The organism is Dolichospermum sp. UHCC 0315A (assembly GCF_008121535.1).
In the GTDB taxonomy this organism is placed as follows: Bacteria; Cyanobacteriota; Cyanobacteriia; order Cyanobacteriales; family Nostocaceae; genus Dolichospermum; species Dolichospermum lemmermannii.
The window spans coordinates 4,642,392-4,664,934 of record NZ_CP043056.1 but is presented as its reverse complement, the minus strand read 5'-3'; the positions used below and the strand labels follow the sequence as shown (position 1 = coordinate 4,664,934).

The 22,543-nt window shown below is 36.9% G+C and carries 22 protein-coding genes; 9 read left to right on the top strand and 13 right to left on the bottom strand.

Going from position 1 to position 22,543, the window contains the following annotated elements; all coding sequences use genetic code 11:
• Nucleotides 1-7: 7 nt before the first annotated feature.
• From BMF77_RS22110 to BMF77_RS22100, 3 genes are all read right to left on the bottom strand, one after another.
• Entirely contained in the window at nt 8-979 is a 972-nt protein-coding gene (locus BMF77_RS22110; RefSeq protein WP_148765888.1) for a hypothetical protein, read from the bottom strand.
• Complete coding sequence (locus BMF77_RS22105; RefSeq protein WP_148765886.1) at nt 976-2,445, bottom strand: AAA family ATPase; 1,470 nt, start codon at nt 2,443-2,445, stop codon at nt 976-978. Before BMF77_RS22105 ends, BMF77_RS22110 begins: the two co-directional genes overlap by 4 nt.
• Before the next feature lie 111 nt (nt 2,446-2,556).
• Nucleotides 2,557-3,792: an LL-diaminopimelate aminotransferase gene (locus BMF77_RS22100; protein ID WP_148765884.1), complete on the bottom strand. Its 1,236-nt coding sequence runs from the start codon at nt 3,790-3,792 to the stop codon at nt 2,557-2,559.
• 119 nt (nt 3,793-3,911) lie between these two features.
• Between BMF77_RS22100 and BMF77_RS22095 the strand changes: the two genes are divergently transcribed.
• On the top strand, nt 3,912-4,289 hold the full coding sequence (locus BMF77_RS22095) for a nucleotidyltransferase family protein (RefSeq protein WP_148765882.1): 378 nt from the start codon (nt 3,912-3,914) through the stop codon (nt 4,287-4,289).
• A 280-nt stretch (nt 4,290-4,569) separates the two neighbouring features.
• On the opposite strand, the gene BMF77_RS22090 is transcribed toward BMF77_RS22095, so the two are convergent.
• Entirely contained in the window at nt 4,570-5,136 is a 567-nt protein-coding gene (locus BMF77_RS22090) for a thioredoxin family protein (RefSeq protein WP_148765880.1), read from the bottom strand.
• Between the two features lie 60 nt (nt 5,137-5,196).
• Between BMF77_RS22090 and BMF77_RS22085 the strand changes: the two genes are divergently transcribed.
• Nucleotides 5,197-5,601 (top strand): NIL domain-containing protein, encoded by a 405-nt coding sequence (locus BMF77_RS22085; protein WP_015079300.1) that lies wholly within the window; start codon nt 5,197-5,199, stop codon nt 5,599-5,601.
• 148 nt (nt 5,602-5,749) lie between these two features.
• Nucleotides 5,750-6,748, top strand: a complete 999-nt coding sequence (locus BMF77_RS22080; protein ID WP_148765878.1) for a CHAD domain-containing protein — start codon at nt 5,750-5,752, stop codon at nt 6,746-6,748.
• A gap of 268 nt (nt 6,749-7,016) precedes the next feature.
• Here the strand turns inward: BMF77_RS22080 and BMF77_RS22075 are convergent, their stop codons facing one another.
• The 4 genes from BMF77_RS22075 to BMF77_RS22060 form a co-directional block, all read right to left on the bottom strand.
• Complete coding sequence (locus BMF77_RS22075; protein ID WP_148765877.1) at nt 7,017-8,180, bottom strand: nucleotidyltransferase family protein; 1,164 nt, start codon at nt 8,178-8,180, stop codon at nt 7,017-7,019.
• Between the two features lie 3 nt (nt 8,181-8,183).
• A complete protein-coding gene (locus BMF77_RS27430; RefSeq protein WP_210422242.1) occupies nt 8,184-9,941 on the bottom strand; it encodes a cupin-like domain-containing protein in 1,758 nt (585 codons plus the stop codon).
• Nucleotides 9,942-10,048: 107 nt separating this feature from the next.
• Complete coding sequence (locus BMF77_RS22065) at nt 10,049-10,582, bottom strand: PqqD family protein (protein ID WP_148765875.1); 534 nt, start codon at nt 10,580-10,582, stop codon at nt 10,049-10,051.
• Nucleotides 10,566-11,447, bottom strand: a complete 882-nt coding sequence (locus tag BMF77_RS22060) for a hypothetical protein (RefSeq protein ID WP_148765873.1) — start codon at nt 11,445-11,447, stop codon at nt 10,566-10,568. The genes BMF77_RS22065 and BMF77_RS22060 overlap by 17 nt, the downstream gene beginning before the upstream one ends.
• Before the next feature lie 600 nt (nt 11,448-12,047).
• On the opposite strand from BMF77_RS22060, the gene BMF77_RS22055 reads away from it, so the two are divergent.
• Together BMF77_RS22055 and BMF77_RS22050 are read left to right on the top strand one after the other, a co-directional pair.
• Complete coding sequence (locus BMF77_RS22055; protein WP_148765871.1) at nt 12,048-12,767, top strand: class I SAM-dependent methyltransferase; 720 nt, start codon at nt 12,048-12,050, stop codon at nt 12,765-12,767.
• A 364-nt stretch (nt 12,768-13,131) separates the two neighbouring features.
• Nucleotides 13,132-15,243, top strand: coding sequence for a S8 family serine peptidase (locus tag BMF77_RS22050; protein WP_148765869.1), 2,112 nt, complete (start codon nt 13,132-13,134; stop codon nt 15,241-15,243).
• A 115-nt stretch (nt 15,244-15,358) separates the two neighbouring features.
• On the opposite strand, the gene BMF77_RS28215 is transcribed toward BMF77_RS22050, so the two are convergent.
• The gene (locus BMF77_RS28215) at nt 15,359-15,745 is read right to left on the bottom strand and encodes a hypothetical protein (RefSeq protein ID WP_246862994.1); all 387 of its coding nucleotides are present in this window, start codon (nt 15,743-15,745) and stop codon (nt 15,359-15,361) included.
• A gap of 339 nt (nt 15,746-16,084) precedes the next feature.
• Between BMF77_RS28215 and BMF77_RS22040 the strand changes: the two genes are divergently transcribed.
• Both BMF77_RS22040 and BMF77_RS22035 read left to right on the top strand, forming a co-directional pair.
• Nucleotides 16,085-16,423 (top strand): hypothetical protein, encoded by a 339-nt coding sequence (locus BMF77_RS22040; protein ID WP_148765867.1) that lies wholly within the window; start codon nt 16,085-16,087, stop codon nt 16,421-16,423.
• Nucleotides 16,424-16,611: 188 nt separating this feature from the next.
• Nucleotides 16,612-17,766: an LptF/LptG family permease gene (locus tag BMF77_RS22035; protein WP_148765865.1), complete on the top strand. Its 1,155-nt coding sequence runs from the start codon at nt 16,612-16,614 to the stop codon at nt 17,764-17,766.
• Between the two features lie 543 nt (nt 17,767-18,309).
• On the opposite strand, the gene BMF77_RS22030 is transcribed toward BMF77_RS22035, so the two are convergent.
• From BMF77_RS22030 to grxC, 3 genes are all read right to left on the bottom strand, one after another.
• Nucleotides 18,310-19,077 carry a 1-acyl-sn-glycerol-3-phosphate acyltransferase gene (locus tag BMF77_RS22030; protein WP_148765863.1) on the bottom strand — a complete coding sequence of 256 codons (768 nt, stop codon included), beginning with the start codon at nt 19,075-19,077 and terminating at the stop codon, nt 18,310-18,312.
• A 112-nt stretch (nt 19,078-19,189) separates the two neighbouring features.
• Nucleotides 19,190-19,630, bottom strand: a complete 441-nt coding sequence (tadA, locus tag BMF77_RS22025) for a tRNA adenosine(34) deaminase TadA (RefSeq protein WP_233467265.1) — start codon at nt 19,628-19,630, stop codon at nt 19,190-19,192.
• A gap of 163 nt (nt 19,631-19,793) precedes the next feature.
• Nucleotides 19,794-20,114 carry a glutaredoxin 3 gene (gene grxC / locus BMF77_RS22020; RefSeq protein WP_148765859.1) on the bottom strand — a complete coding sequence of 107 codons (321 nt, stop codon included), beginning with the start codon at nt 20,112-20,114 and terminating at the stop codon, nt 19,794-19,796.
• A 156-nt stretch (nt 20,115-20,270) separates the two neighbouring features.
• On the opposite strand from grxC, the gene BMF77_RS22015 reads away from it, so the two are divergent.
• A complete protein-coding gene (locus BMF77_RS22015; protein ID WP_148765857.1) occupies nt 20,271-21,374 on the top strand; it encodes an amino acid ABC transporter substrate-binding protein in 1,104 nt (367 codons plus the stop codon).
• Here BMF77_RS22015 and BMF77_RS28780 read toward each other — a convergent pair.
• A complete protein-coding gene (locus BMF77_RS28780; protein ID WP_256370323.1) occupies nt 21,371-21,493 on the bottom strand; it encodes a hypothetical protein in 123 nt (40 codons plus the stop codon). The genes BMF77_RS22015 and BMF77_RS28780 overlap by 4 nt on opposite strands.
• Nucleotides 21,494-21,602: 109 nt before the next feature.
• Here BMF77_RS28780 and BMF77_RS22005 point away from each other — a divergent pair, with 109 nt between their 5' ends.
• Nucleotides 21,603-22,529 (top strand): amino acid ABC transporter permease, encoded by a 927-nt coding sequence (locus BMF77_RS22005; protein WP_148765855.1) that lies wholly within the window; start codon nt 21,603-21,605, stop codon nt 22,527-22,529.
• Nucleotides 22,530-22,543 lie beyond the last annotated feature (14 nt).

Sequence of the window (22,543 nt, the reverse complement as noted above, 5' to 3'; positions counted from 1 at the left end):
GTTGAAATTAATTCAAAGTAGAAAAATGTTTTAAAAATTGCATAAAAGCAGGAATATGATATTTAGCATAATTACTCTGCTCTGAGTAAAATTTAGCTATTTGCCTTAATAATTCATCCCTAAATACCTCCTCTGTATTAGTCCAATCACTTGGTGGTTTAATGTCTTCCCAATAATCCTCTTGAGTTTTGTTATCCTTAACTTTTTTAAGCATTAATAAGGCATAAATTAACTCATTTTTGTGTGTTTCATCTGGAGAATTTTCAAACTGTTCTTTCCAGGAATCACGTAACTTTTCTAAATCTGTACAATCTAATCCTGAGCAATGACTAATGCGATTAGAGACGGTTGATAAGTTATTGTTTAAATCATTGCTATTAATAATAGCATCTGCCATAGTAATATAAATATCTTCAAGAATAAGTTTTTGACTATTATACATAGGAACATTGATGTGATTATCAAAAACTTCTTGCAGTTCAGGTATGATAAAATATGCTTCTTTGTGAATTAATCCTGTTACCCAAATGCGATGATTTCTGGTATTTTCTTCATTAACTTGACCTTGCTGATAAAGATTTGAGAAAATTTCTTCTGTATTAGAGAAACCGTAATTATCAATATTTTGGGACTGTAAATCTAAATCAACTATAGCAAACAGCTTATCAGGATTTAAGTATGACTCTCTACTACCTTCTTCATGTAATTCTAAAAGCTTAAAATAAGTATCTATAACACCTGTTCTACCTTGACAATTAAAAAATTCTGGTTTGTATGTTTTCCATGTCTTTGGAATGCATTTTATATAAAAATCTGCATCTGGCATTTGCTTCATTTTTCCGTAATTTACTGTTGTTTCGTCACTTAAATTTAAAATACTACCTTGACCCTCGCACAAAACAACAATTCTCTGTCTAATGTTTGGATTTCCCAGAATTTCGTTACAATGTTGCATTAGTTTTTTTTGATAAGTATTCATAGTGGAATATTATTATCTGATTTGATAAGTTTTGGTTCTAGTTCCCTGACATGAGCCGGTGTAAGCGCTCGACATAATTGATAAGAATGAGTTGCTAGAATATATTGATTACTAGAAGACCATTCCTCTAAATCTCTAATTATTTCATATTGCCAATCTGGATGAAATCCTATTTCAATTTCATCCATGAGAACAATAGCATCTTCGATTTTATTATATTTTAGCCATAGGTAAATGCTCAATCTTTTTAATTCACCATGACTTAAATCTTCAGGATAAAGTTCAATATTTCCATCATTTGTATCTAACTTGAAGGTGATTTTGGAGAAATCTGTAGAAATATTCACTTTTTTATTGGCTAACAATAAATTCAAATCATCTAATAATTCTTCATATCTCTTGCCATACTTACCTTCAGTTTCAACAGCAGTTCTAGAATCTTCTTCAAGAGCATTTGTGAATACTTTAATCAATAAGTCTACTGGAGCAAAATCATAAGTAAAAAATCCTGGTAGTTTTAATTTAGATAATTTTAAATCTGAATCATAATCTCTATTACTATTTTGTTGAAATAATAGTCTTCTTGACGTTTGAGAAGTAAATAGGAAAACTTGACTAATAGGAGCAGCTAAAAATATTTTATTTGATATTTTGTCTAACCAATCTTCTGCTTTATTTATATCTAAATTATCACCAATTTGGCATAATACAAATTCATTTTTTTCGGTATCAATTCCTGAAGAATAATTACATATATATACAATATTTTTTTCATGCAAATATGTGGATATTTTTTGCAATACAATATCTATTTTTTCTTTTTCCTGCGAAAGTTCATCAAGATTTAGTTGATATGAATCAAGCATTTCTTCAACTTCTTCTTTAAAATCTGCAACTGGCAATCTTCTTATTCTAGGGGATATTATATTATTATAGAATAATTCACGCACTACTGGTTGGAATAGTCTGTGCTTAATATCATCATTTTCTAGCTTTTCATGAATTTCTAATTTATTAGTTGCTTTTTCTAGTTGTTCAATATCTTGTTCTGTTTTATAAATATTCTTAGTGATATTTTCTAGTTTTTCAAAATTAGATAATTTCCAGTCTTCATTGTTTTTGTATTCATGATCTTGTTTTAAGATATTTTCAATATAAGTATTATGACAAACTAGAAATTTAATTTCAACTTCTTTTTCACCATCCCAAATATTGATAATAGCTAATACTCTATCACTAGAATCATCATTAAGTGTAAAGCCATGTAGTAGATTCTTTATAAAAACTTTTCTTTCTGGATTTGTGCAGCAATGTAATAAAACAAAGACTAATTGTAAAAGTGTACTTTTACCACCTCCATTGAGACTTCCTAAAGGAAAGATATTAGGGACAAACCTTCTATCAAACTTAATATCAACATCTTTCAAAACACGGAAATCGGGTACTTGAACTTGTAGTAACTTCATGTGAATTTTCTTCCTTGAGAAACATTACATATTTGAATTATACCGTTAACACTGAATCACGGCTAACTTAATCATAATTTATTTAGGGTGGGAATTACCCACCACAATATTCTACACCTTAAACTTAGCGGTAATCCGCTTCATGGCTTCTTCGACATTTTCCCGACTATTAAACGCAGAAATGCGGAAATAACCTTCACCCGCAGCACCAAAACCAGAACCGGGAGTTCCCACAACATTCACAGTTTCTAATAACTTATCGAAAAATTCCCAACTAGATAAACCATGAGGAGTTTGCACCCATACATAAGGTGCATTTACGCCACCATAAACATTTAAACCAGCATTTGTAAGTTCTTCGCGGATGATTTTGGCATTGTCTAAATAGAAGTTTACCAAGGCTTTGATTTGTGATTGTCCTGCTTCTGAATAAACCGCTTCTGCACCACGTTGAATAATATAAGAAACGCCGTTGAATTTGGTAGATTGACGACGATTCCAGAGTTTCCAAAGTTCGACATTAGAACCATCAGCAGCTTTAGCGGTGAGGGTTTTGGGAACAACAGTTAAAGCGCAACGAGTTCCGGTAAAACCAGCATTTTTAGAGAAAGAACGGAATTCAATGGCACAATCTCTCGCACCTTCTATTTCAAAAATAGAATGAGGTAAGGTAGGATCTGTAATAAATGCTTCATAAGCAGCATCAAAAAAGATAATTGAACCGTTAGCTTTGGCATAATTTACCCATGCTTGCAAATGTTCTTTCGTTGCAGTTGCACCTGTGGGATTATTAGGAAAGCAAAGATAAATTAAATCAACTTTTTGGCTAGGAATTTCCGCCGTAAAATTGTTTTCAGCAGTAACAGGTAAATAAACTAAACCGCCATATTCACCTTTTTCATTCACATCTCCCGTATTACCCGCCATGACGTTGGTATCTACGTAAACGGGGTATACTGGGTCTGTAACGGCGATAATGTTATTTTTGCCAAAAATATCGAGAATGTTGCCGGAGTCGCACTTAGAACCGTCGGAAATGAAGATTTCATCGGCTTCTATGGCTGCTCCCCGTGCCTGGAAGTCGTGGGTGGCGATTTTCTCCCTTAACCAATTATAACCTTGTTCTGGGCCATATCCTTTAAAAGATGAGCGATCGCCCATATCTTCTACAGCTTTAATCATGGCTGTGCGACAAGCTTCTGGTAAGGGTTCGGTGACATCACCAATCCCCAAGCGAATGATTTTAGCATCGGGGTTAGCTTGTGCAAAAGCATTTACCCGTCGCGCAATTTCTGGAAACAGATAACCAGCTTTGAGTTTCAGGTAGTTGTCGTTAATTGTAGCCATAGTAAATTTTGAGAAAAAAGATAATCATACACTATTTTACTTTGAGTAATGTCTGATAGAGCAATTTTCCCGGAAGTTAAGTTATAATTATTTGAGAAAATTCCCATATTTGAGAAACTATGAGTCTCATTAATGAAGCTACTAAACAACGAATTATCCAAGAAGTTTTAGAGGCTAGAAAAAATCGTCCTCAGTTTCTAGTCGCTATGCAGGAACGCCAAAAACAAGGTTTAAAAATTGCGCGACAATGTGCCAAAATCTTGAAAGAAAGATTTGGCGCAGAAAAAGTTGTCTTATTCGGTTCTTTATTGGATCATCAACAAATGAGTTGGCGTTCTGATATTGATTTAGCTGTTTGGGGTTTACCAGAAAAAGATTATTTTAAAGCAGTGGGTGTTCTTTTGGATATTGCTGAAGATTTTTCTCTTGATTTGATGGAAGCACAACACGCTAAACCTTATATTTTACCTGCAATTTCTCAAGGAATAGAGCTATGATTGCATTGAGGAGAAAAATTGCTGAAGAACTTATCAAACTTGAAGAATTGGTGAATGACTTACAGCACTTTCCGGTGTTATGAGGTACATATCTAGCGGGCAAGATGCCCGCACTACAAGAGTTTTATGATTCAACTTTGTACCTTATAAGAGCGGAAACCGCTGTAGCTAATAAACTTATAGGTTGTCATCAGATATTTATGGAATACATGAAAAAATTTGATGCTTTTTTAGTCAATAATTAAATAATACCAATTCCCAATTGCTAATCCCCAATCATCTAATTTACAACTTGGCTACCATGACTGCGAGGATCATCTTGATTTCCATCTGTGGCGACTTGTGCGGAAAATTGGGAGGTTTTACCATTACCTTGAATGTGGGGAAGGGTAGAACCAGTAATTAAAGCTTCCAAATTACTAGCCATAATGGTGCGGGGAATATCACCAATGGTTTCCGCGATGGTTTCCCCTTGCTTACCCAAAAATACAAAGTGGGGAATGCCATCTACTCGATATTTGAGCATTTCTGGCAACCATTTGGTATTATCAACATTCAACATCACAAAATTCAGGTTGTTATTGTACTTTTCTCGGAGTTTGGCCATGTCGGGAGTCATTTTCTGACAAACTGTACACCAATCGGCATAAAACTCGACTAGAGAAGGTTTTCCGTTGCTGAGGGCTACTTCTAAGGGAATAGCAGTTTTACCCAATTCCGCCAGGGAAACTGAGGTAGAATCAGTTTTAAGTCCCAGGAAGAGGGCAACTCCCAAAGCGATCGCTACAATGGCAATTAAGAAGTTTTTGATGCGGCTACTAGAATTTACAGGGGCTTGGGTACTCATAATCAATTTATTAAGACTTATTAACTTAGTTCATCATCTAGTTTACTGTTTTCTAACATAATGAAAAAAAGAGTTACCCTGACTTTTCCCAAACGGGCGATTCAAATGCCTGTTACCTACCGACTAGCAAAGGATTTTAATGTCGCTGCGAATATTATTCGCGCCCAAGTTGCGCCTAACCAAATTGGTAAACTGGTAGTAGAATTATTGGGAGACATTGATCAGTTAGATGCAGCAATTGAATGGATGCGATCGCAACATATTCATGTTTCCCTGGGTTTAGGTGAAATTATCATTGATGAGGATGTATGCGTTCACTGTGGTTTATGTACGGGGGTTTGTCCAACTGAAGCCTTGGCTATTAATCCAGAGACATATAAACTCACCTTTGTGCGATCGCGCTGTATTGTTTGCGAACAATGTATTCCTACTTGTCCGGTACAAGCTATTTCCACTAATCTTTAGATATTATGAGCAATTCTATTTGATTTGTGTATCCCTTACGGGAAATGGAGGTAACGAACCACGGAGACGCAGAGAGCGCAGAGGAAGAGAGGGAAGAGAAATACCTGTATCTTATTTGGGATTGCTATATTGCTAATTTTTTTTATTTATGAAAATTCCTTCAGAAACATCTATCAAAACTCTTGGTGAAACTGCACATCAAGCCATTGAAAACCATTTTACAAAAACGATAAAATGGGAAAAAGCAGTTAAAAAAGACGAAGATCCAGAACCACTCCACCAAATGCGTGTGGGAATGCGACGGTTAAGAACTGCTGTTAGTAGATTCGAGAGATATTTATTTTTACCAAAATTAGTTAGTGATAAAAATATTGGTAAACTTGCTAGAATTTTAGGTGGTCTCAGAGATTTAGATGTGCTTGCAGAAATTCTGGAAAAGAATTACAAACCGCATTTACTTGAAAAAGAACAAAAATCTCTAGAAACCGCTTTTAAAGAATTGCATAAACAACGAGAAATTGCCGTTTCTCATGTGCAGAATATATTTAAGGATGAAGTTTATAAATCTTTTAAAAATGAATGTGAACATTGGTTAAAAAATCCCAGTTATCAAAGTTTTTCATCAGTACCAATTTATCATGTATTACCAGATTTACTCTCACCAGAAGTTAGTGAATTTTGCTTACATCCAGGATGGTTAATTGGGACTAAAATTGTTAAATCAGAAATAGTAGTGCAAACAAAATGGACACCCAAGCAATTAGAAGAACATCTGAAAATAGAAGGTAAAACTTTGCATAGTTTACGGAAACAAGCCAAAGGTCTCCGCTACCAAATGGAGTTATTTACTGAATTATATGGTGAGTCTTTTACCGCACATCTTCATGATATTAAAAGCATCCAAGAAATCTTGGGAATGATCCAAGATAATATGGTTTTACATGAATGGTTAGAGAATATCTTCAAATCAGAACTGGATACTCAATTACGTGGGTTAACGACCCTATTAGCCGCAAATCGTTATCAATTATGGCAAGAATGGCAACCACTTCAACAACGTTATTTGCAAGCAGATACTAGATATAATTTACATTTAGTAGTATTACAACCGACGTTGGTAAATCTTAAACAAGAAGAAAGAGATTAATTCATGGTATGTTTAAATATATAATAATCGGCATTCCGCACTTCAAAATGTCACATATTTATGCTTCAAAAATGTCACCAAATTAGGATAGTTTTATTAAGTATTAATCCTGATTTTTCCTGGTGGTAATGCGATCGCGAAGCGCGACCTAGGAATCGCTATCTGACCATTATTAGCCCGATATTGGTAATCTTGATGTATTACAAAATGAAGTGCGAAATGTGGGTTTTAAAGCCAAGCTTGAGATAATATCCTGAATGCAGAGGATTTAGATTTGCTTCAACTTTATAATAAAATCTCTAATGGCTATAAGGATAGGTATGAAGCTCTTATTGATGATGAATCCGACAGAATAACGGAATTTATCCTGTGGGCGTTCCATCATTCTGAAACCGTAGCTAAATTTTGAACTAGCTTCAAAAATCAAACTGTCATGAAAGAGTCCCTGGCGCACTTGCATAGCCAATAATTTACTTGTTGGATTTGCCTCAATGCTTTGATGAATGGGTTCTGGTAGATCAATACCTAAAAGTTGTTGTGCAAGCAATAGACCCATCAAAAGCATTCGTTCACAACCGAGGGTTTTTGCTTGCTCGATTAGGAGTTTCCACTCCATCTGCTGATAGACTAGAACAAACTCAGCAACATCACAGATCCATCCCAGTCTTTCCCAGCCATGTTTGGAACCATGTACACAGAGAATTAACAACAAATCTTCGGGATGCAAGTTAGGTACTTCTGTGCCAAAAAGAGAAATTGGCTCAAGACGCTTCCATAGATATTCAAAATCAAGTTGAAATAGGAAAAAGCTTTTGCTGGTAATACTTTTGTGAATATCAATGTGGACTCGATTATCGATGCTGTTGAGGGGATACTCGTGGGCATTGTATTCAATATAGAGTTTGTATAGCGCAAGTCTCCTTAGCCCTGTTTGTATTAATGATGTTTTGGATGTTTGGTATCCCTGAGCAGTAAGGAGGTCAATCGCTGTCAGAAAATCTTTGCTGTCAACCCAAATATCTAAATCGCCGAATTGTCGTAGAGCCAAATTACCATAAATTGCAGCCGCTAGAACAGGTCCTTTAAAAGGAATAGCAGGGATATCATTATCTTGAAATAGTTTAAGAATTTTGAGAAGTTCTTGGGTAAGGAAAAGGTTGTGAGCCGCGTTGGTATGAAAGAAATTGCGGAGTTCGGACAGGACGGGTTTGGGGACGGCTTCTGGGCAGAGGGTTTTAAGGTTTTGATAGAGGAGAGGGAGAACACTATGACGAGCTGCGGTTTGGATAAGGTATGGCCAGTCGATGCTTTGCTGAACTAGGGTTTGGATTTGTTGGCTGATTTCGGAAGAGGGTTGAGTTCTGGCACAGCATAACAGTAACTCGATTTCATAATCTTTGTAAAGAAGATATTTAGAGTCATCTTGATTCATATTTTAAAAACTAAAATTAGTAAAAGAGAGAGAGACACTAACATCTAAAGACTTTACTTGATGCCACCAACCAGTTGGAACAAAAATAATTTCTCCTGGTTCTAAGACCACTTCTATAATCTTTACTTCTTCAAAAAGAGGATGTTTATTATAGTCTGGTTTTTCACAGTCAACTTCACTAAAAACCCCAACATTATTGTATAAAAAAGGAGTATAAATAGGCGGAATAATTTGCCATTTTTTACGTCCATATATCTGTGCCATCATCAGATTAGACCGGTCATAATGTAAAGGGGTGATAGTACCAGCCGAACCAAACCAAAAAAAGACGTTGCCAGAACTTTTAGACTGATCTAGATATTCAGGAGGCATGACAATATCTTCTAATAATCTTCCTAGTTGAGTGGTTTCCAGATTTCTATTGTTAGCCACCATATAGTAGTCGTTATTTTCTCCTTGATTAACTACCATATCGACATAATCTCCAAATTGGATTTTTGTTTTATGGTTTTCTATATTAATTTCATATTTATCATCTGAATTTCTATTAGCCATTATTTCAACCTCTGTCTCTCCATAATGGGCTTTTAAATAATTCGGAGTCCACAAAGATAAGGCAGTCCATTGATTTATCATATTGGTGATAATCACGGGTTTACTTTTAGCATAATAGTCTGCATAAAACTCTTCACCCGAAAGATTATCTCTTCTATCTATCTCGATGGATTTATTTTTAAAACGCTGAAAAATATTACTCTCTGAGAATTTTTTAGGAGTGGTAATAGAAGACTCTGGAAAAGTAGCAATATTAGAGGATTGAGATGTTCCTACGGTCGCATATTCTGATTGTTTAACTGTGCTGGATTTCCCTAAGATTGCGACTTCATAGGATTGTTTAATTTTGTCGAGAAACTCTGGCGGAATTTCTCCTATCCATTTACTGACAATTTGACCATTTTCTAGTAATGCGGCTGTGGGGAAAGCATCTGCCATGTATCTAAATAGCAACTTATCCATTGAGATAATAGGAAAACGCGCCCTTTGTTCCATTTTAAAGGTTTCTATTTCTTCATCATTTATTGATAAAATTCCTAACACTTGGGGCAAATTTTTCTGTGTTTGCATCATATTAAGGAAAGGAATCAAGCGTTTACAGTAGCCACAGGTTTGACTGAAAAAGACGATAAAATAAGAACCTTGTTGTAAATCATAGGGGCTATTTTTTAACCAGCCTTTTTTCCAATGATTTCCTTCTTTGAGACGATTAAATTCAAAAATGGGTTGCTTTTGAGAATGCCAACCCAAGATACTGGCATCTACCATCACTGTTAATGCCAATAGCCATTGCCATAATTCTGTCTGATGGTTAGGAATAGGATTAAACCAAGCAAAGATTAATAAGGCAATATAGCCTATATTTAACAGTAGGCTTTGCTGAGGGGTAATTATGACGACTCCCCCATAACAACCACAATCTTCTGTACGTCCTGTGGAAGTTGACCAATAGTTAAGGATGGATAATGCTACTAATAAAACAATTGAAGTAGGGATTATCCATTTGGGAAATTCATGCAGGATTAGGGCGACTCCCAATGCACTTTCTAAGCCAATAAAAGCAATGGCTATGTAGGGGACTATTGGGAAAGGAAATAGCCCATAGCGATAGTTTTGAAAAATGAAATCTTTGGAACTGAAGGCTTTTATGAGTCCAGTTATGAGGAAGATTGTACCGACAATGAATGTGCTGAGATATGAAATCATTTATTTACATTAAAAGTTTGTATAAGTTCAGAAAATTGTAGGTTGGGTTAAGCAAAAGGGAACCCTAACCTACTACTAACTTCTCTTTGTCAGTTAGAATAAGGCTCTTAGCAAGTTGCTACTGGTTGAGAACCAGTACAATTACAGGAGCCACCTTTTGTTGGAGGACAACATTGTACAGATACCGAACCCTTTCCTGCACAAGCACAAATAACTGTATTACAGTTCTGTGATGCTGCCATTACTGGTTTTGGAGCAATTACCGACTGAATCATTGGAAACAAAACCCCAATTGCTGCCGCTCCTGCCAACTTGGTAGTTTTTCCTAATACCTTGCGTCGAGACATTTTCAGTACATTAGGAAGCGGTTCTCTGAGATATTCTTTAATTAGATCACATTTTTCTAACTCTTCTAACGCTAACCAGACCAAGCCGCGAATATCTAAATCCTCAGATAAATCCAGTTCTTGTTCTAAAAAAGTAGCAATATCATCGACTGTATTCCGACCATCAGCATAATAATAGACCTTCGTTGCGATGGGATTGAGACAATGGCAGTTATCCCTTTCACGGTCATAAATCATCACTTCATTATCTACTTCGGTAATCAGGATGTTGGCAGTTCTAGCTACTGGTATCATGGTGATTGTCCTCACTATTAAAATTCATTAAATTATCGAAATCTTGTAATAATGCCTTTGCAGTTTCCTCTGCTTCTCCTCGTTGACTTTTGAGGATAACAGCCCCCGAAACCGCCTTCCCTAAAATAGGTAAAGCAAATTCAGGACGGAGACAAGCAACTAAGGTATTATCTAAAAGTGTTAACACTGCTTGCCCTCCAGAAATCTCTTGAGGACTCCACTGCGCTCCAGACTGATACTGAGTTTGCACTATTAACCCAATAGGGATAGGCTTTTCCCCAGCAATTCCGCCTAATGCTTCCACTGGACAGCGTTTCGTCCTTTCTCCTTCTCCTTGGCGGATAGATAGAGTTCGGGGATAACTATGAACCCATCCATTTAGATCCAATACAGCATACTCATCTGAATAGTAGATAGCTCCTGCTTTCACTAGGGCGGCTACTAAGGTAGTTTTGCCACTCCAGCTACGTCCAGGAATGACGATTGCTTGTCCTCGCCGCTCTACCACTCCAGCATGAACAAAAAGCTGATCTTTGACTAAGGTGCCAATTTGTAACCGTAGATCTGAATCAAAAGATTCTAAAATATCTTCTATTTCAGGACTTTCGGCGATCAGTTCTTCTCCTCGATAGAGTGAATAGAAGGAGTCACTGTCACTGACAATAAGTGAGTATAATTCGTCAACAACAGAGGAAGTAGATGGTTGCCAGTTAGGAGGCAAATAATCCAACCAAGCGTCTAAAACACTCTTTTCATTGATACGGATACCAACTTGTACACCGTAGCTGATTAAGGATAAACCCGCCTTCCAGTGAATGTTGTCTAATAAACCTAAGCCATTGTTGTCGTTACTAAATTGAAACATTCATTGTTCCCAGCAGAAACACAACCTTAGAGGGTGTTTGAAAAGTTTTGAATGTATAGACTGACCCCTCTCCAAACCTCTCCCCTGCAAGGGGAGAGGCTTTAAAACCCCCATTCCCTTGCAGGGAAGGGGGGGTAGGGGGGTTAGGTTTTTGGAGATTACTGGTTTGATATAATACTTTTCAAACAACCTCTTAAACAGAAGCACGCGATCGCTCCTATTCAGACTGAAAAATTTACGGAACTTTTTCATTAATTTGTAAATTGGCCAATAAATTCCATCCCTAGGCAACCCGATAGAAGAAATTTGCAGTTAACCCCCTTAATTCTTGGTATTTATTAAATGAATGCCTGGGTAGAAGTGAATATTTGAATTGAGTAATAGTTAAATTCTATAATTAAGTATGGTACGTACTATGTTCATAAATGTTGATTGCGTAACAAAACGTTACAACCCCGATTTTGGAATTCAAAATATAGTACAAAATAACTATGTTCTAGCCATTACCCCTAATATTGCAGGTGGGAGAAAAGTTAATTAAGTGATAACGCTTTATACTGCTATTATTTTCAATATACTGTCAGTTATGCGGATGCTGCCATGAATACTCTGAAAACTCAATCAGATAATTACTTTAAGAAGAATTGGGAAATATATCAAAAAGTCTTAGCCAATAATTGCATGGAACACCGAGAAATTTATGGTGTTTTGCATAAATTATTAACTGATTACTTGCCAGCACCATTTTCCTTACTTGAACTTGGATGCGGTGATGCTAGTTCATCAGTTCAAGCTTTATTAAATACTACCGTTGCCTCCTATACCGGAATTGACTTATCTGCGGCTGCTTTGGAAATTGCCCAAGGCAACATGGCACAAATTAACTGTGAACAAACTTTTATTCAAGACGACATATCGAAAGTTGTTGAGGAACTAGCGGAAAACCGAAAACAAAGCTTTGATATAGTTACGACTTCCTTTGTTTTACATCATCTAAGTTTGGCACAAAAAGATAAAGTTATTGAGCAAGTATTCCATCTTTTGAAACCCAAGGGTGTATTTGTTTTGATTGACATAGTTTGTAAAGAAGGGGAAGACCGAGAAAAATTTGTTAATCGCTACTTAGAAAATATGCGTCAAAACTGGACTGCACTCTCGTCTCAAGATATGTCCATGATTGAAAATCATATATCTACTTATGATTTCCCCGAAACTCAAACTACTTTGTACCAACTTGCACAAAAGCACAATTTTGTTCGTTTTGAATGCTTATACAAAGATACTTTTGAATCTGCACAATTTTTATGCCTATACAAGTAATTTTACACTCTCAGGGGTAAAGACACGGATAGCGAACGCGAGTGCGTCCCGGAGGGAACTAGCGCTGCTGCAAGCAGATCGAAACAACGGTACTCTTGTAGTGCGGGCATACTATGGCTAACGCCACGCTGCGCTATCGACAAGCTCAGTACAAGTCTTGCCCGCTAGATATGTACCTCATAACACCGGGAAGTGCTGTATATTCACAATATATTCGCCATTTTTTGTAGGTTGGGTTGACCCAAGGAAACCCAACAAATGCGTTGGATTTTGTCCCATTGCTGTGGGAACATAAACGTTCTACAACCCAACCTATGAATCAAGGTTTTTTCAATTTGGCTAATTCCACCAATCCCCAATTCTTATGAGTAATAATATTAATCCTGCGAATTTTCCTGAATCAGATGTAGCAAATAACAGCCAGTCACTAACCTTACAACGCGGTGGTGAAGAGTTAATGCTAGAAAAAACGTTGTATCGTTTTACTATTCGTCCCAATGCTAATTTTCCCCATGAAAAATTATCACAGATTCCTGGTAGCGTATGGCGGCGGAGTATTCCTCAAGCGAAACTAGAACTATATACGGTCTTTCCTAATCAGCTAGATGCAGTTATGTCTCAATTACGCAATGATGAAAATGTGGACTTTGTGAGTCATGTTTATACATTGGAAAATAATCCCGGAACTTTTGTTTATCTCAGCGACCAAATTACAATTCAATTTGCTACTTGGGTAGATAATACTAAAATTAATACTATTACCAGTACATTGAATTTAGTTCAAGATCAACCAGTATTCGGCATACCAAATACCTTCATTTTTCTCGTTAGTAAACAATCCACACAAAATCCCGTTAAAATTACCAATTATTTACAAACATTGCCAGAAGTTTTAGCGGCTGAACCGAATATTCTCATTCAACAAGAACCCAATTATAAACCCAAAGATTCTCTTTATTCCCAGCAATGGTATCTCAATCATAATAGTATTAATCAATTGGTGGCTGGTTCGCATATTTCCGTAGAACAAGCTTGGGATACTACTCGTGGTGTGCGTTCTATCGTGGTGGCTGTAGTAGATGATTCCTTTGATTTAAAACATCCAGATTTTCAAGGTACAGGTAAAATTGTTGCTCCTAGAGATTTAAAAGAAAATGATTTTTTACCCTTACCTGGAGAAAAAGAAACTAGTCATGGGACTGCTTGTGCAGGATTAGCTGTAGCTGAAGAAAATGGTTCAGGAATTGTGGGAGTTGCTCCTGGCTGTGCAATGATGCCCATTCGCACTACTGGTTTTTTAGATGATCAATCAATTGAAGATGTTTTTAATTGGGCTATAGAAAAAGGCGCAAGTGTAATTTCTTGTAGTTGGGGAGCTTCTGCTGTTTATTTTCCCCTTTCTATTCGGCAAAAAGCCGCTATTAACCGGGCTGCTACCAATGGACGCAAGGGAAAAGGATGTGTGATTGTTTTCGCAGCCGGAAATGCTAATCGTCCCATTAATGGGACTATAAATGAACAGAATTGGCCGAAAAATATTGTTCAAGGGAAGACAAATTGGTTAAGTGGTTTTGCTGTTCATCCTGATGTGATGACTGTATCTGCGTCTACTAGTTTAAATAAAAAGGCTGCTTATAGTAATTGGGGAGGTAATGTTTCTGTTTGCGCTCCCAGTAATAATGCTCCCCCAGGAATGTGGTTTCAAGAAACTGGTTTTGTTTATACACAACCGGCAATTGTTTCTTCTCTATTTGGATTGGGAGTATTTACAACAGATCAAATAGGTGCGGCTGGTTATGATGCGGGAAATTTTACTAAAAACTTTGGTGGTACTTCCAGTTCTACTCCCATTGTGGCAGGAGTAGCGGCTTTGGTATTATCAGCTAATCCTGATTTAACGGCTCAACAAGTTAAACGGATTCTCCAAGATACGGCTGATAAAATAGTGGATAATAACCCTGATCTTCAGTTGGGTGTGCGTGGGGGTACTTATGATAGTAATGGTCATAGTCAATGGTTTGGTTATGGCAAAGTTAATGCTGCTAAGGCTGTAAGACTAGCGCAGCAGATGGGTGCGGTTGCTAAAATTACGAATAAACAAATTCAGGTCAAAAATTCTCAAGTTGTGAATATTCCTGATAATAATAGACAGGGAATTAAAAGTGCGATCGCTATTAATGAAGCTGTCAATGTCACAGATATCCAAGTTACCGTGAATATCACCCATGATTTTTTAGGAGATTTAGAAGTTTATTTAATTGCTCCTAATAATCAGCGGATTTTATTACAAAGTCGCACATTAGGTCGTCGTAACCAATTACAAAATACTTACACAGTGCGATCGCATCCGGCCCTGAAACAATTACTTTCTTTACCCGCAAAAGGTAACTGGCAATTACAAGTCATTGACTACGCTGCCCTAGACGTGGGCAAACTTAATAACTGGGAATTAGTAATTGGAGTAGGTAATAAATAATTCGTAATTGGAATCGCTAATTGGTATATCAATTCCTATTTTAGTGAAGTACAAGCAATAATAATTAAACGCAGATGGACGCTGACAAACGCAGATAGTTTTGTACTTCATTAGACTAGGAAATGCTATATTTGGTAATTGGTAATTGGTAATTGGTAATTGGTAATTGGTAATTGGTAATTGGTAATTGGTAATTGGTAATTGGTAATTGGTAATTGGTAATTGGTAATTGGTAATTGGTAATTGGTAATTGGTAATTGGTAATTGGTAATTGGTAATTGGAATAATTATTATTTTCTCTTGTCTTTTTCTCTTGGTTATTATTAATTATTTCTTCTGTTGGTAAACAATCTTCCCAATTCAATTCTAACTCTCTGCATATCCTTTTCAAGGAGTCAACTGAAATTGGTTGACCCTGAAAAAATTTGGTAACTGTTGTTCTAGATAAATGATGTTTAGCAAAATTGGATTTTGATTCAAATCCTAGTCTAATTAAAGCCATTTCGGCCTTCTTTATACATTGACAAGAGGCTGTCACGGTAATTCTTTTCTTTTTTTGATCATTATTATGGCTTCTCATCACCTAAAAACATATTATTACTGACAGTATTTATTCTCTCATAAGAAGTCTCTCATCATGTATCAACAAATCTTATATGCCTCTAAAATCCCTTTGAAAGAAGCAGATTGAATAATTAACAAGTGTCTAATATTACAATCAAAAACTTTTTCAACGACCTCCAAGTTAATCATAAAACAGTCACAAGACAATCATTACTTAGACAGGAGTTGAGATTTTTAGATTTAGAGTGGGATAAGTAAACCTATGTAAAACTACTTTATGTTAAGAATTTTTTCAACTCATAGGCTTTTTGGATTTCTACTGATTGGTTTAATGATTACCTCCTGTGGTGGAGGTACATCAAGTAATACTTCTAGTGGAGGTGGAGGTATTACCCCTCCCACTACCCCTCAAACTTTAACTGTTAGGGTTCCCTCGTTAAATTATGCACAAACCATTACTAAGAGTACACCCATTAGTGATATTACAGCCCTAAGGAGAGATTTAGCTACGCAGTGTACTTCCCTAGAAGCAAACCCTTTTGGTTCTAAAGCCCAAGCTTGCGCTGCTGAGGTTGAGACAGCATATAACCAAGCAGTTGCTTTTATCAGGAGTTAAAGTCGTAGGTTGGGTGTTGTAGGTTGGGTAGAGCGACAGCGAAACCCAACATTTCCAAAAATAACTTAACCAGCAGTTTGCGAAAAACAAAAATAAGATTAATAAGCACACCACAAAATTTTTATCACTAATATCTGTATATCAAAATATCGTCAACTGCTGCAACTACATAACCAGCAAAATGATAAATGAAAAAAATAAATATTTTTCCTCGCATATCATTACTAGAGCGCTATTTAATCTCAGAAATTACCCCGATTTTACTATTTACCATCGTTATTGTTACTGTTGTTGCGGAATCAATTGGTATATCATTCGAGCAATTTAGTTTTCTCCTGACGGAACAAATATCTTTCGGTACTTTAATATATTTACACATTCTTAAAGTACCTGAGTTTATTGTTTTGGCTGTACCAATTGCTATTTTAATGACCACAATATTCGTTTATAATAAATTATCAATTACCAGTGAAATTATTGCTTTACAAAGTTGTGGAATAAGTTTGTATAAATTAATCTGTCCAGCGATTCATCTAAGTCTTATTCTTTCATTAATCCTATTTATTGTTAATGAGGGTATTGTCCCTATCTCTAACTATAAAGCTGCTATTACCTTAGAGGAAGTGATGAATATAAATAGATGGGATCTTAAAAGTGATCACATTGTTTATAAAGAATTAGCCAACAGAAATTATGAACAAATATCTGATAAAGATAATTATCTTAAATACTTCTTTTACTCAGAGAGATTTAGTGATGGAAAAATGCAAGAAGTTACCTTATTAATTAGAGATAATCGGGGATTGAAGGTAATTATAAAATCTAAATTTGCTGAATGGAATGAAGGAAACAAATATTGGTTTTTTTATAATGGTGTCAAGAGTATAATTAATCCAGATGGTTCTTATAGTCAGGGAATTAAATTTGATGAAATTCGCCTTAATCTTTCTAGTATATCTCGGCAATTTCAACTAGATAGGGAAAAATTAGATCATAGAGAAATGAATATATTTCAAATTTATCAACGATTGTTAGTTGCAAAAAAAGCAGGAGATATCCCGAATCTAATCAAATTACAAGTTAATCTTCAAAAAAGATTTACCCTACCTATTTCCTGCGCTGTATTGGCTTTTTTGGGTACAGCTATAGGAATTAATTTGCAACCAAGGATTAAATATAATAGTTTTACAGTTACTTTAGTAATTCTGGGGTTAATGAAAATATTTGAGGCGGTTATTAATGCTTTAATTATTTCAGGAAATATCTACAGTTATGTAATATGGCTACCAAATATTTTGGCTACAGGTTTTAGCTTTTACATATTAACTGAAAAAAATTCCTGAAATCGGATTATATTTGTTAAATACCTGTAAGTAATGGGAACTAGTAGTCTGTCAAGATAAAAATGATGGACTGTAGTGTGAGCGTCTCGCTCACATTTATTGAGCAGATACATAAAAATGATGGACTGTAGTGTGAGCGTCTCGCTCACGCGGGCAAGATGCCCGCACTACCAAAAACCCGTCAAAATGTCTTTGACAGACTACTAGTACATCACGGCGTAAATAAAGCAACCATATTCAATCGCCAAAAAGCCTACTGTATATTAGTTTTGACTTTTGACTTTTGACTAAAATGATGGACTGTAGTGTGAGCGTCTCGCTCACGCGGGCAAGATGCCCGCACTACCAAAAACCCGTCAAAATGTCTTTGACAGACTACTAGTACATCACGGCGTAAATAAAGCAACCATATTCAATCGCCAAAAAGCCTACTGTATATTAGTTTTGACTTTTGACTTTTGACTTCCGCCCTGCGGTACTAGGGGAAGAATTTTCCTGATTGTAACTTATGAATGGGCGCAAGCCCTGCGCCCCTACCTGATTTTAATTATGAATTTTTGCAAAAATGCGATCGCTAATTTCTACTTCTTGATGACTTAATTGTTTTAATTTATGGGTTAAATCTGCCGTCAGCCTTTTGGCTTCTTGTTTTAAATTTCCGTTCATATAATCTGCGGCTTTGATAGGTTCACCAATATGAATATTCACATCAGTGCCCCAATGAGGATAGGGTTCACTGTAATGGATAGCGACAGGAATAACTTTAATATCTAATCCTGGATAGGTAGATTCAGCAGTCACAGCTAAACGAGCGATTCCTGGTTTCAGGGGATGAAGTTGACCATCACGATGAATGCCACCTTCGGGATAAATAACTAACATTTCCCCCTGCTGCATTAACTCTACCGTATGCCGGAGAGTTGCGATCGCTGGACGTTCAATATTCACAGGAAAACCCCCCATTCGCAGCACCAACCAACCTTGCAACCCCTGACATTCATTACTCGTTACCATAAATCGCATATCTCTACCCGTCACACAACGACCAGTAGCATAGGGCAAAACCAAGGAATCCCAGCGGGAACGATGGGTAGGGGCAAGAATTACCGGTCCACTTGTAGGAATATTTTCTCTTCCAGTCACCTTAATATGCCCAAAGAAAGATGGCAAAACCATGTAGTGTCCTAGAAGATAAGCAACACGGATTAACCAAGGCGAAACCCGCGAGGTATTCTGAAGCACCGAAGGATTTACAGGCGTATTTTTAGTTTGAGAATGGCGGTTGGTAGAAGCAAAGTATGATTTGATCATAACGGTGGCTGATTTTTTGGCGAATAAAAGATGACACACACTTGATTATGTCCACCGTAGATTTTCTTGGGTAACTTGTGTTTTCCCATTTGGACAGTTTTATCTGTGTCTGTTATTTTTGTTGACGTTGGGTAGCAAACCAATTTTGTAATTGTTCTCGACAGTCTGATTCTAGAATACCTCCTAGCACTTTCAGACGGTGATTAGAGGCTGGATGATCAGGGATGTTAATAACAGTACGAATTGCGCCAGTTTTGGTATCGTCCACGCCATAGATCAATTTTCCCAATCGGGCATGAACTATCGCACCGGCACACATCGGACAGGGTTCTAGAGTGACATATAAAGTGCATTGATGCAAGCGCCAACTTTGTAAAATTTGACTAGCAGCCCGAATCGCGATAATTTCTGCGTGTGCAGTCGGATCTTGATCTCGCTCTTTGCGATTTTCACCCACAGCAACCAATTGATTATCTGTGTCAACAATCACAGCCCCCACAGGAACTTCACCAGCATCACCCGCCACCCGTGCCAATTCCAGGGCGTGATTCATCCATTTTCGATGTTGTAAATATTCTGGGTGTTCAAGCATTGGGGGAAGGAGTCAGGAGTTCAGGAGTCACCGAGTCAGGAGTTCAGTAGAAGGAAGAAAGGAGGAAGGAGGAAGGAGGAAGGAGGAAGAAGGAAATTACCAATTACCCATTACCCATTACCCATTACCCATTACCCGCAACCTCAAATAACAGAGGGTCAAGTTGAGCTTTTGCATCTAATTGATACAGGTCATCACAACCGCCAATATGTTGATTATTAATAAAAATTTGGGGGACGCTACGGCGGCCGTCGGCGCGTTCTGCCATATTTGATCTGGCTGTTTCGTCGCCATCAATTTTGTACTCGGTGAAATTAACACCTTTCCACCATAGTAGCATTTTAGCGCGGATGCAGTAGGGGCAAGTTTGCCAAGTGTAAATTTCTACATTGGCTTTGATTTGCTCTGGATGGCGACCGAGAAGAGAGTTGAGAAAATTTAGCATATTCTTAATTAAGAGGTTTTCTTGTAATTAAATCTCATCTACAGAAATCCAGTTTAATAGCTGGAGTGCCGTTAGTTATACTCCTAAGAGGGTATATTTGCCACGAGTATCAATAAATGTTTCAATTATAAAGAAGATTCTTGGGAAAAAACAATTATGAAATTTAGTAAATTATCTGTCATTTTACAGGGGATAGGGATGCCTTTAGCGATCGCCCCTTTAATCCTAATTCTGAGCGCCTGTAATGATCAACCACAAAATAATCCCAATACACAAAATCCCGACAGCACCCCCCAAGGACAAGTTACTCGCGTTCTCTGGAATCGCATTAAAAGCCGTGGACAGCTTGTTTGTGGCGTTAGTGGTGAACTACCAGGATTTAGTTTTGTCGGCACTGACGGCAAATATAGCGGCATTGACGTTGATATTTGTCGGGCTGTTGCCGCAGCAGTATTTGACAATCCAGACGCGGTAGAATATCGCAATCTCAACACCAAGGAGCGATTTACAGCTTTGCAAACTGGAGAGGTAGATATTCTCAGTCGCAATACTAGCTGGACTTTTAGCCGTGCAACTTCCCAGGGTTTAGATTTTGCCCCTGTGGTATTTTATGATGGTCAAGCCGTCATGGTCCGTAAAAATAGCAATATTAAATCTATCAAAGACCTGAAGGACAAAGCCATTTGTGTGCAAACTGGAACTACTACTGAACAAAATTTAGCAGACCAAATGCGGAAACGGGGAATTACTTATAAACCCGTTGTTTTTGAAGATGTGAATATCACCTTTGCCACTTATGCAGAAGGACGTTGTGATGCTGTCACCACAGACCGTTCTGCACTGGTTTCTCGACGGACAACCTTACCTAAACCAGAAGATAATATCATTTTAGATGATGTTCTTTCTTCTGAACCTCTAGCGCCAGCAGTTGCTAAGGGTGACAGTAAGTGGAGTGATATAGTGAAATGGACTGTTTATGCTTTAGTGAAAGCGGAAGAATTGGGAATTAATTCTCAAAATTTAGCCGAGTTTGCTAATAGTAAAGATCCCGATATTAAACGTTTTTTAGGAACAGAAGGAAACCTGGGTGAAGGAATTGGTTTAACAAAGGATTTTGCTGCCAAAATAATCAAGCACGTTGGTAATTATGGTGAAGTTTATGATCGCAATTTAGGAACAAAGACAAAATTAAATCTCCCACGCGGACAAAATCAAATTTCCTCAAAAGGAGGATTACTCTATTCTCCACCTTTCCGCTAAGGAAGCAAAAGAACTTTATTATTATTAACAACTAACAACTGTACGGGCGAAGCATTTGGAGAACTATTTTTGGCAATGACCGACAATTTATTTTCCAAATGCTTCGCCCCTACTGACAACTAACAACTAACAACTGTACGGGCGAAGCATTTGGAGAACTATTTTTGGCAATGACCGACAATTTATCTTCCAAATGCTTCGCCCCTACTAACAACTAACAACTGACCAATGACCAATTCAAAACCTCCTTTGTGGCGTGATCATCGCTTTTGGCAAAATGCTATCCAGCTAATTTTTGTATTTTTAGCAGTAGTTATAGTTATTATCTTGTGGGGGAATGTCAGACGAAATTTACAGCAATTAGGAATTCAATTTGGATTTAATTTTCTCAAGCAACAAGCATCTTTTGATATTGGTGAAACTCTCATTAACTATCAACCAACGGATGCCTATAATTATGCTTTATTAGTAGGATTAGTTAATTCTCTAAGAATAGCAATAATGGGAATTTTCCTCACCACAATTGTGGGAATTACTGCGGGAATTGCAAGATTATCAGATAATTGGTTAGTGAAAAAAATTACGGTTGTCTATGTAGAGGTTTTTCGGAATACTCCATTATTATTACAATTGCTATTTTGGTATTTTGCAGTTTTCTTGAGTTTTCCCAAAGCCGAAAATAAACTTTCCTTATTGGGTTTTGTTAACTTTAGCCAAACCGGGATTCAACTTCCTTGGTTTACTTTATCTCCAGAATTTTCTAGTTTATTATTGGGGTTAACTTTTTACACAGGTGCATTTATTGCGGAAATTGTGCGGGCAGGAATTCAATCAGTACCAAAAGGACAACTAGAAGCAGCGAAATCTCTGGGGTTAAACCCAAGTTTAGCAATGCGGTTGGTGATTTTTCCCCAAGCTTTGCGGGTGATTATTCCCCCATTAACCAGTCAATATCTCAATTTAACCAAAAATTCCAGTTTAGCGATCGCTATCGGTTATCCTGATATTTATTTTGTTGCTTCTACCACTTTTAACCAAACTGGGAAAGCGGTAGAAGTAATGTTGTTAATTATGATTACCTATCTGACTTTGAGTTTGATAATTTCTTTCACCATGAATTTATTTAATCGTTCTGTGCAAATTAAGGAAAGATAATGTTGAACGCAGAT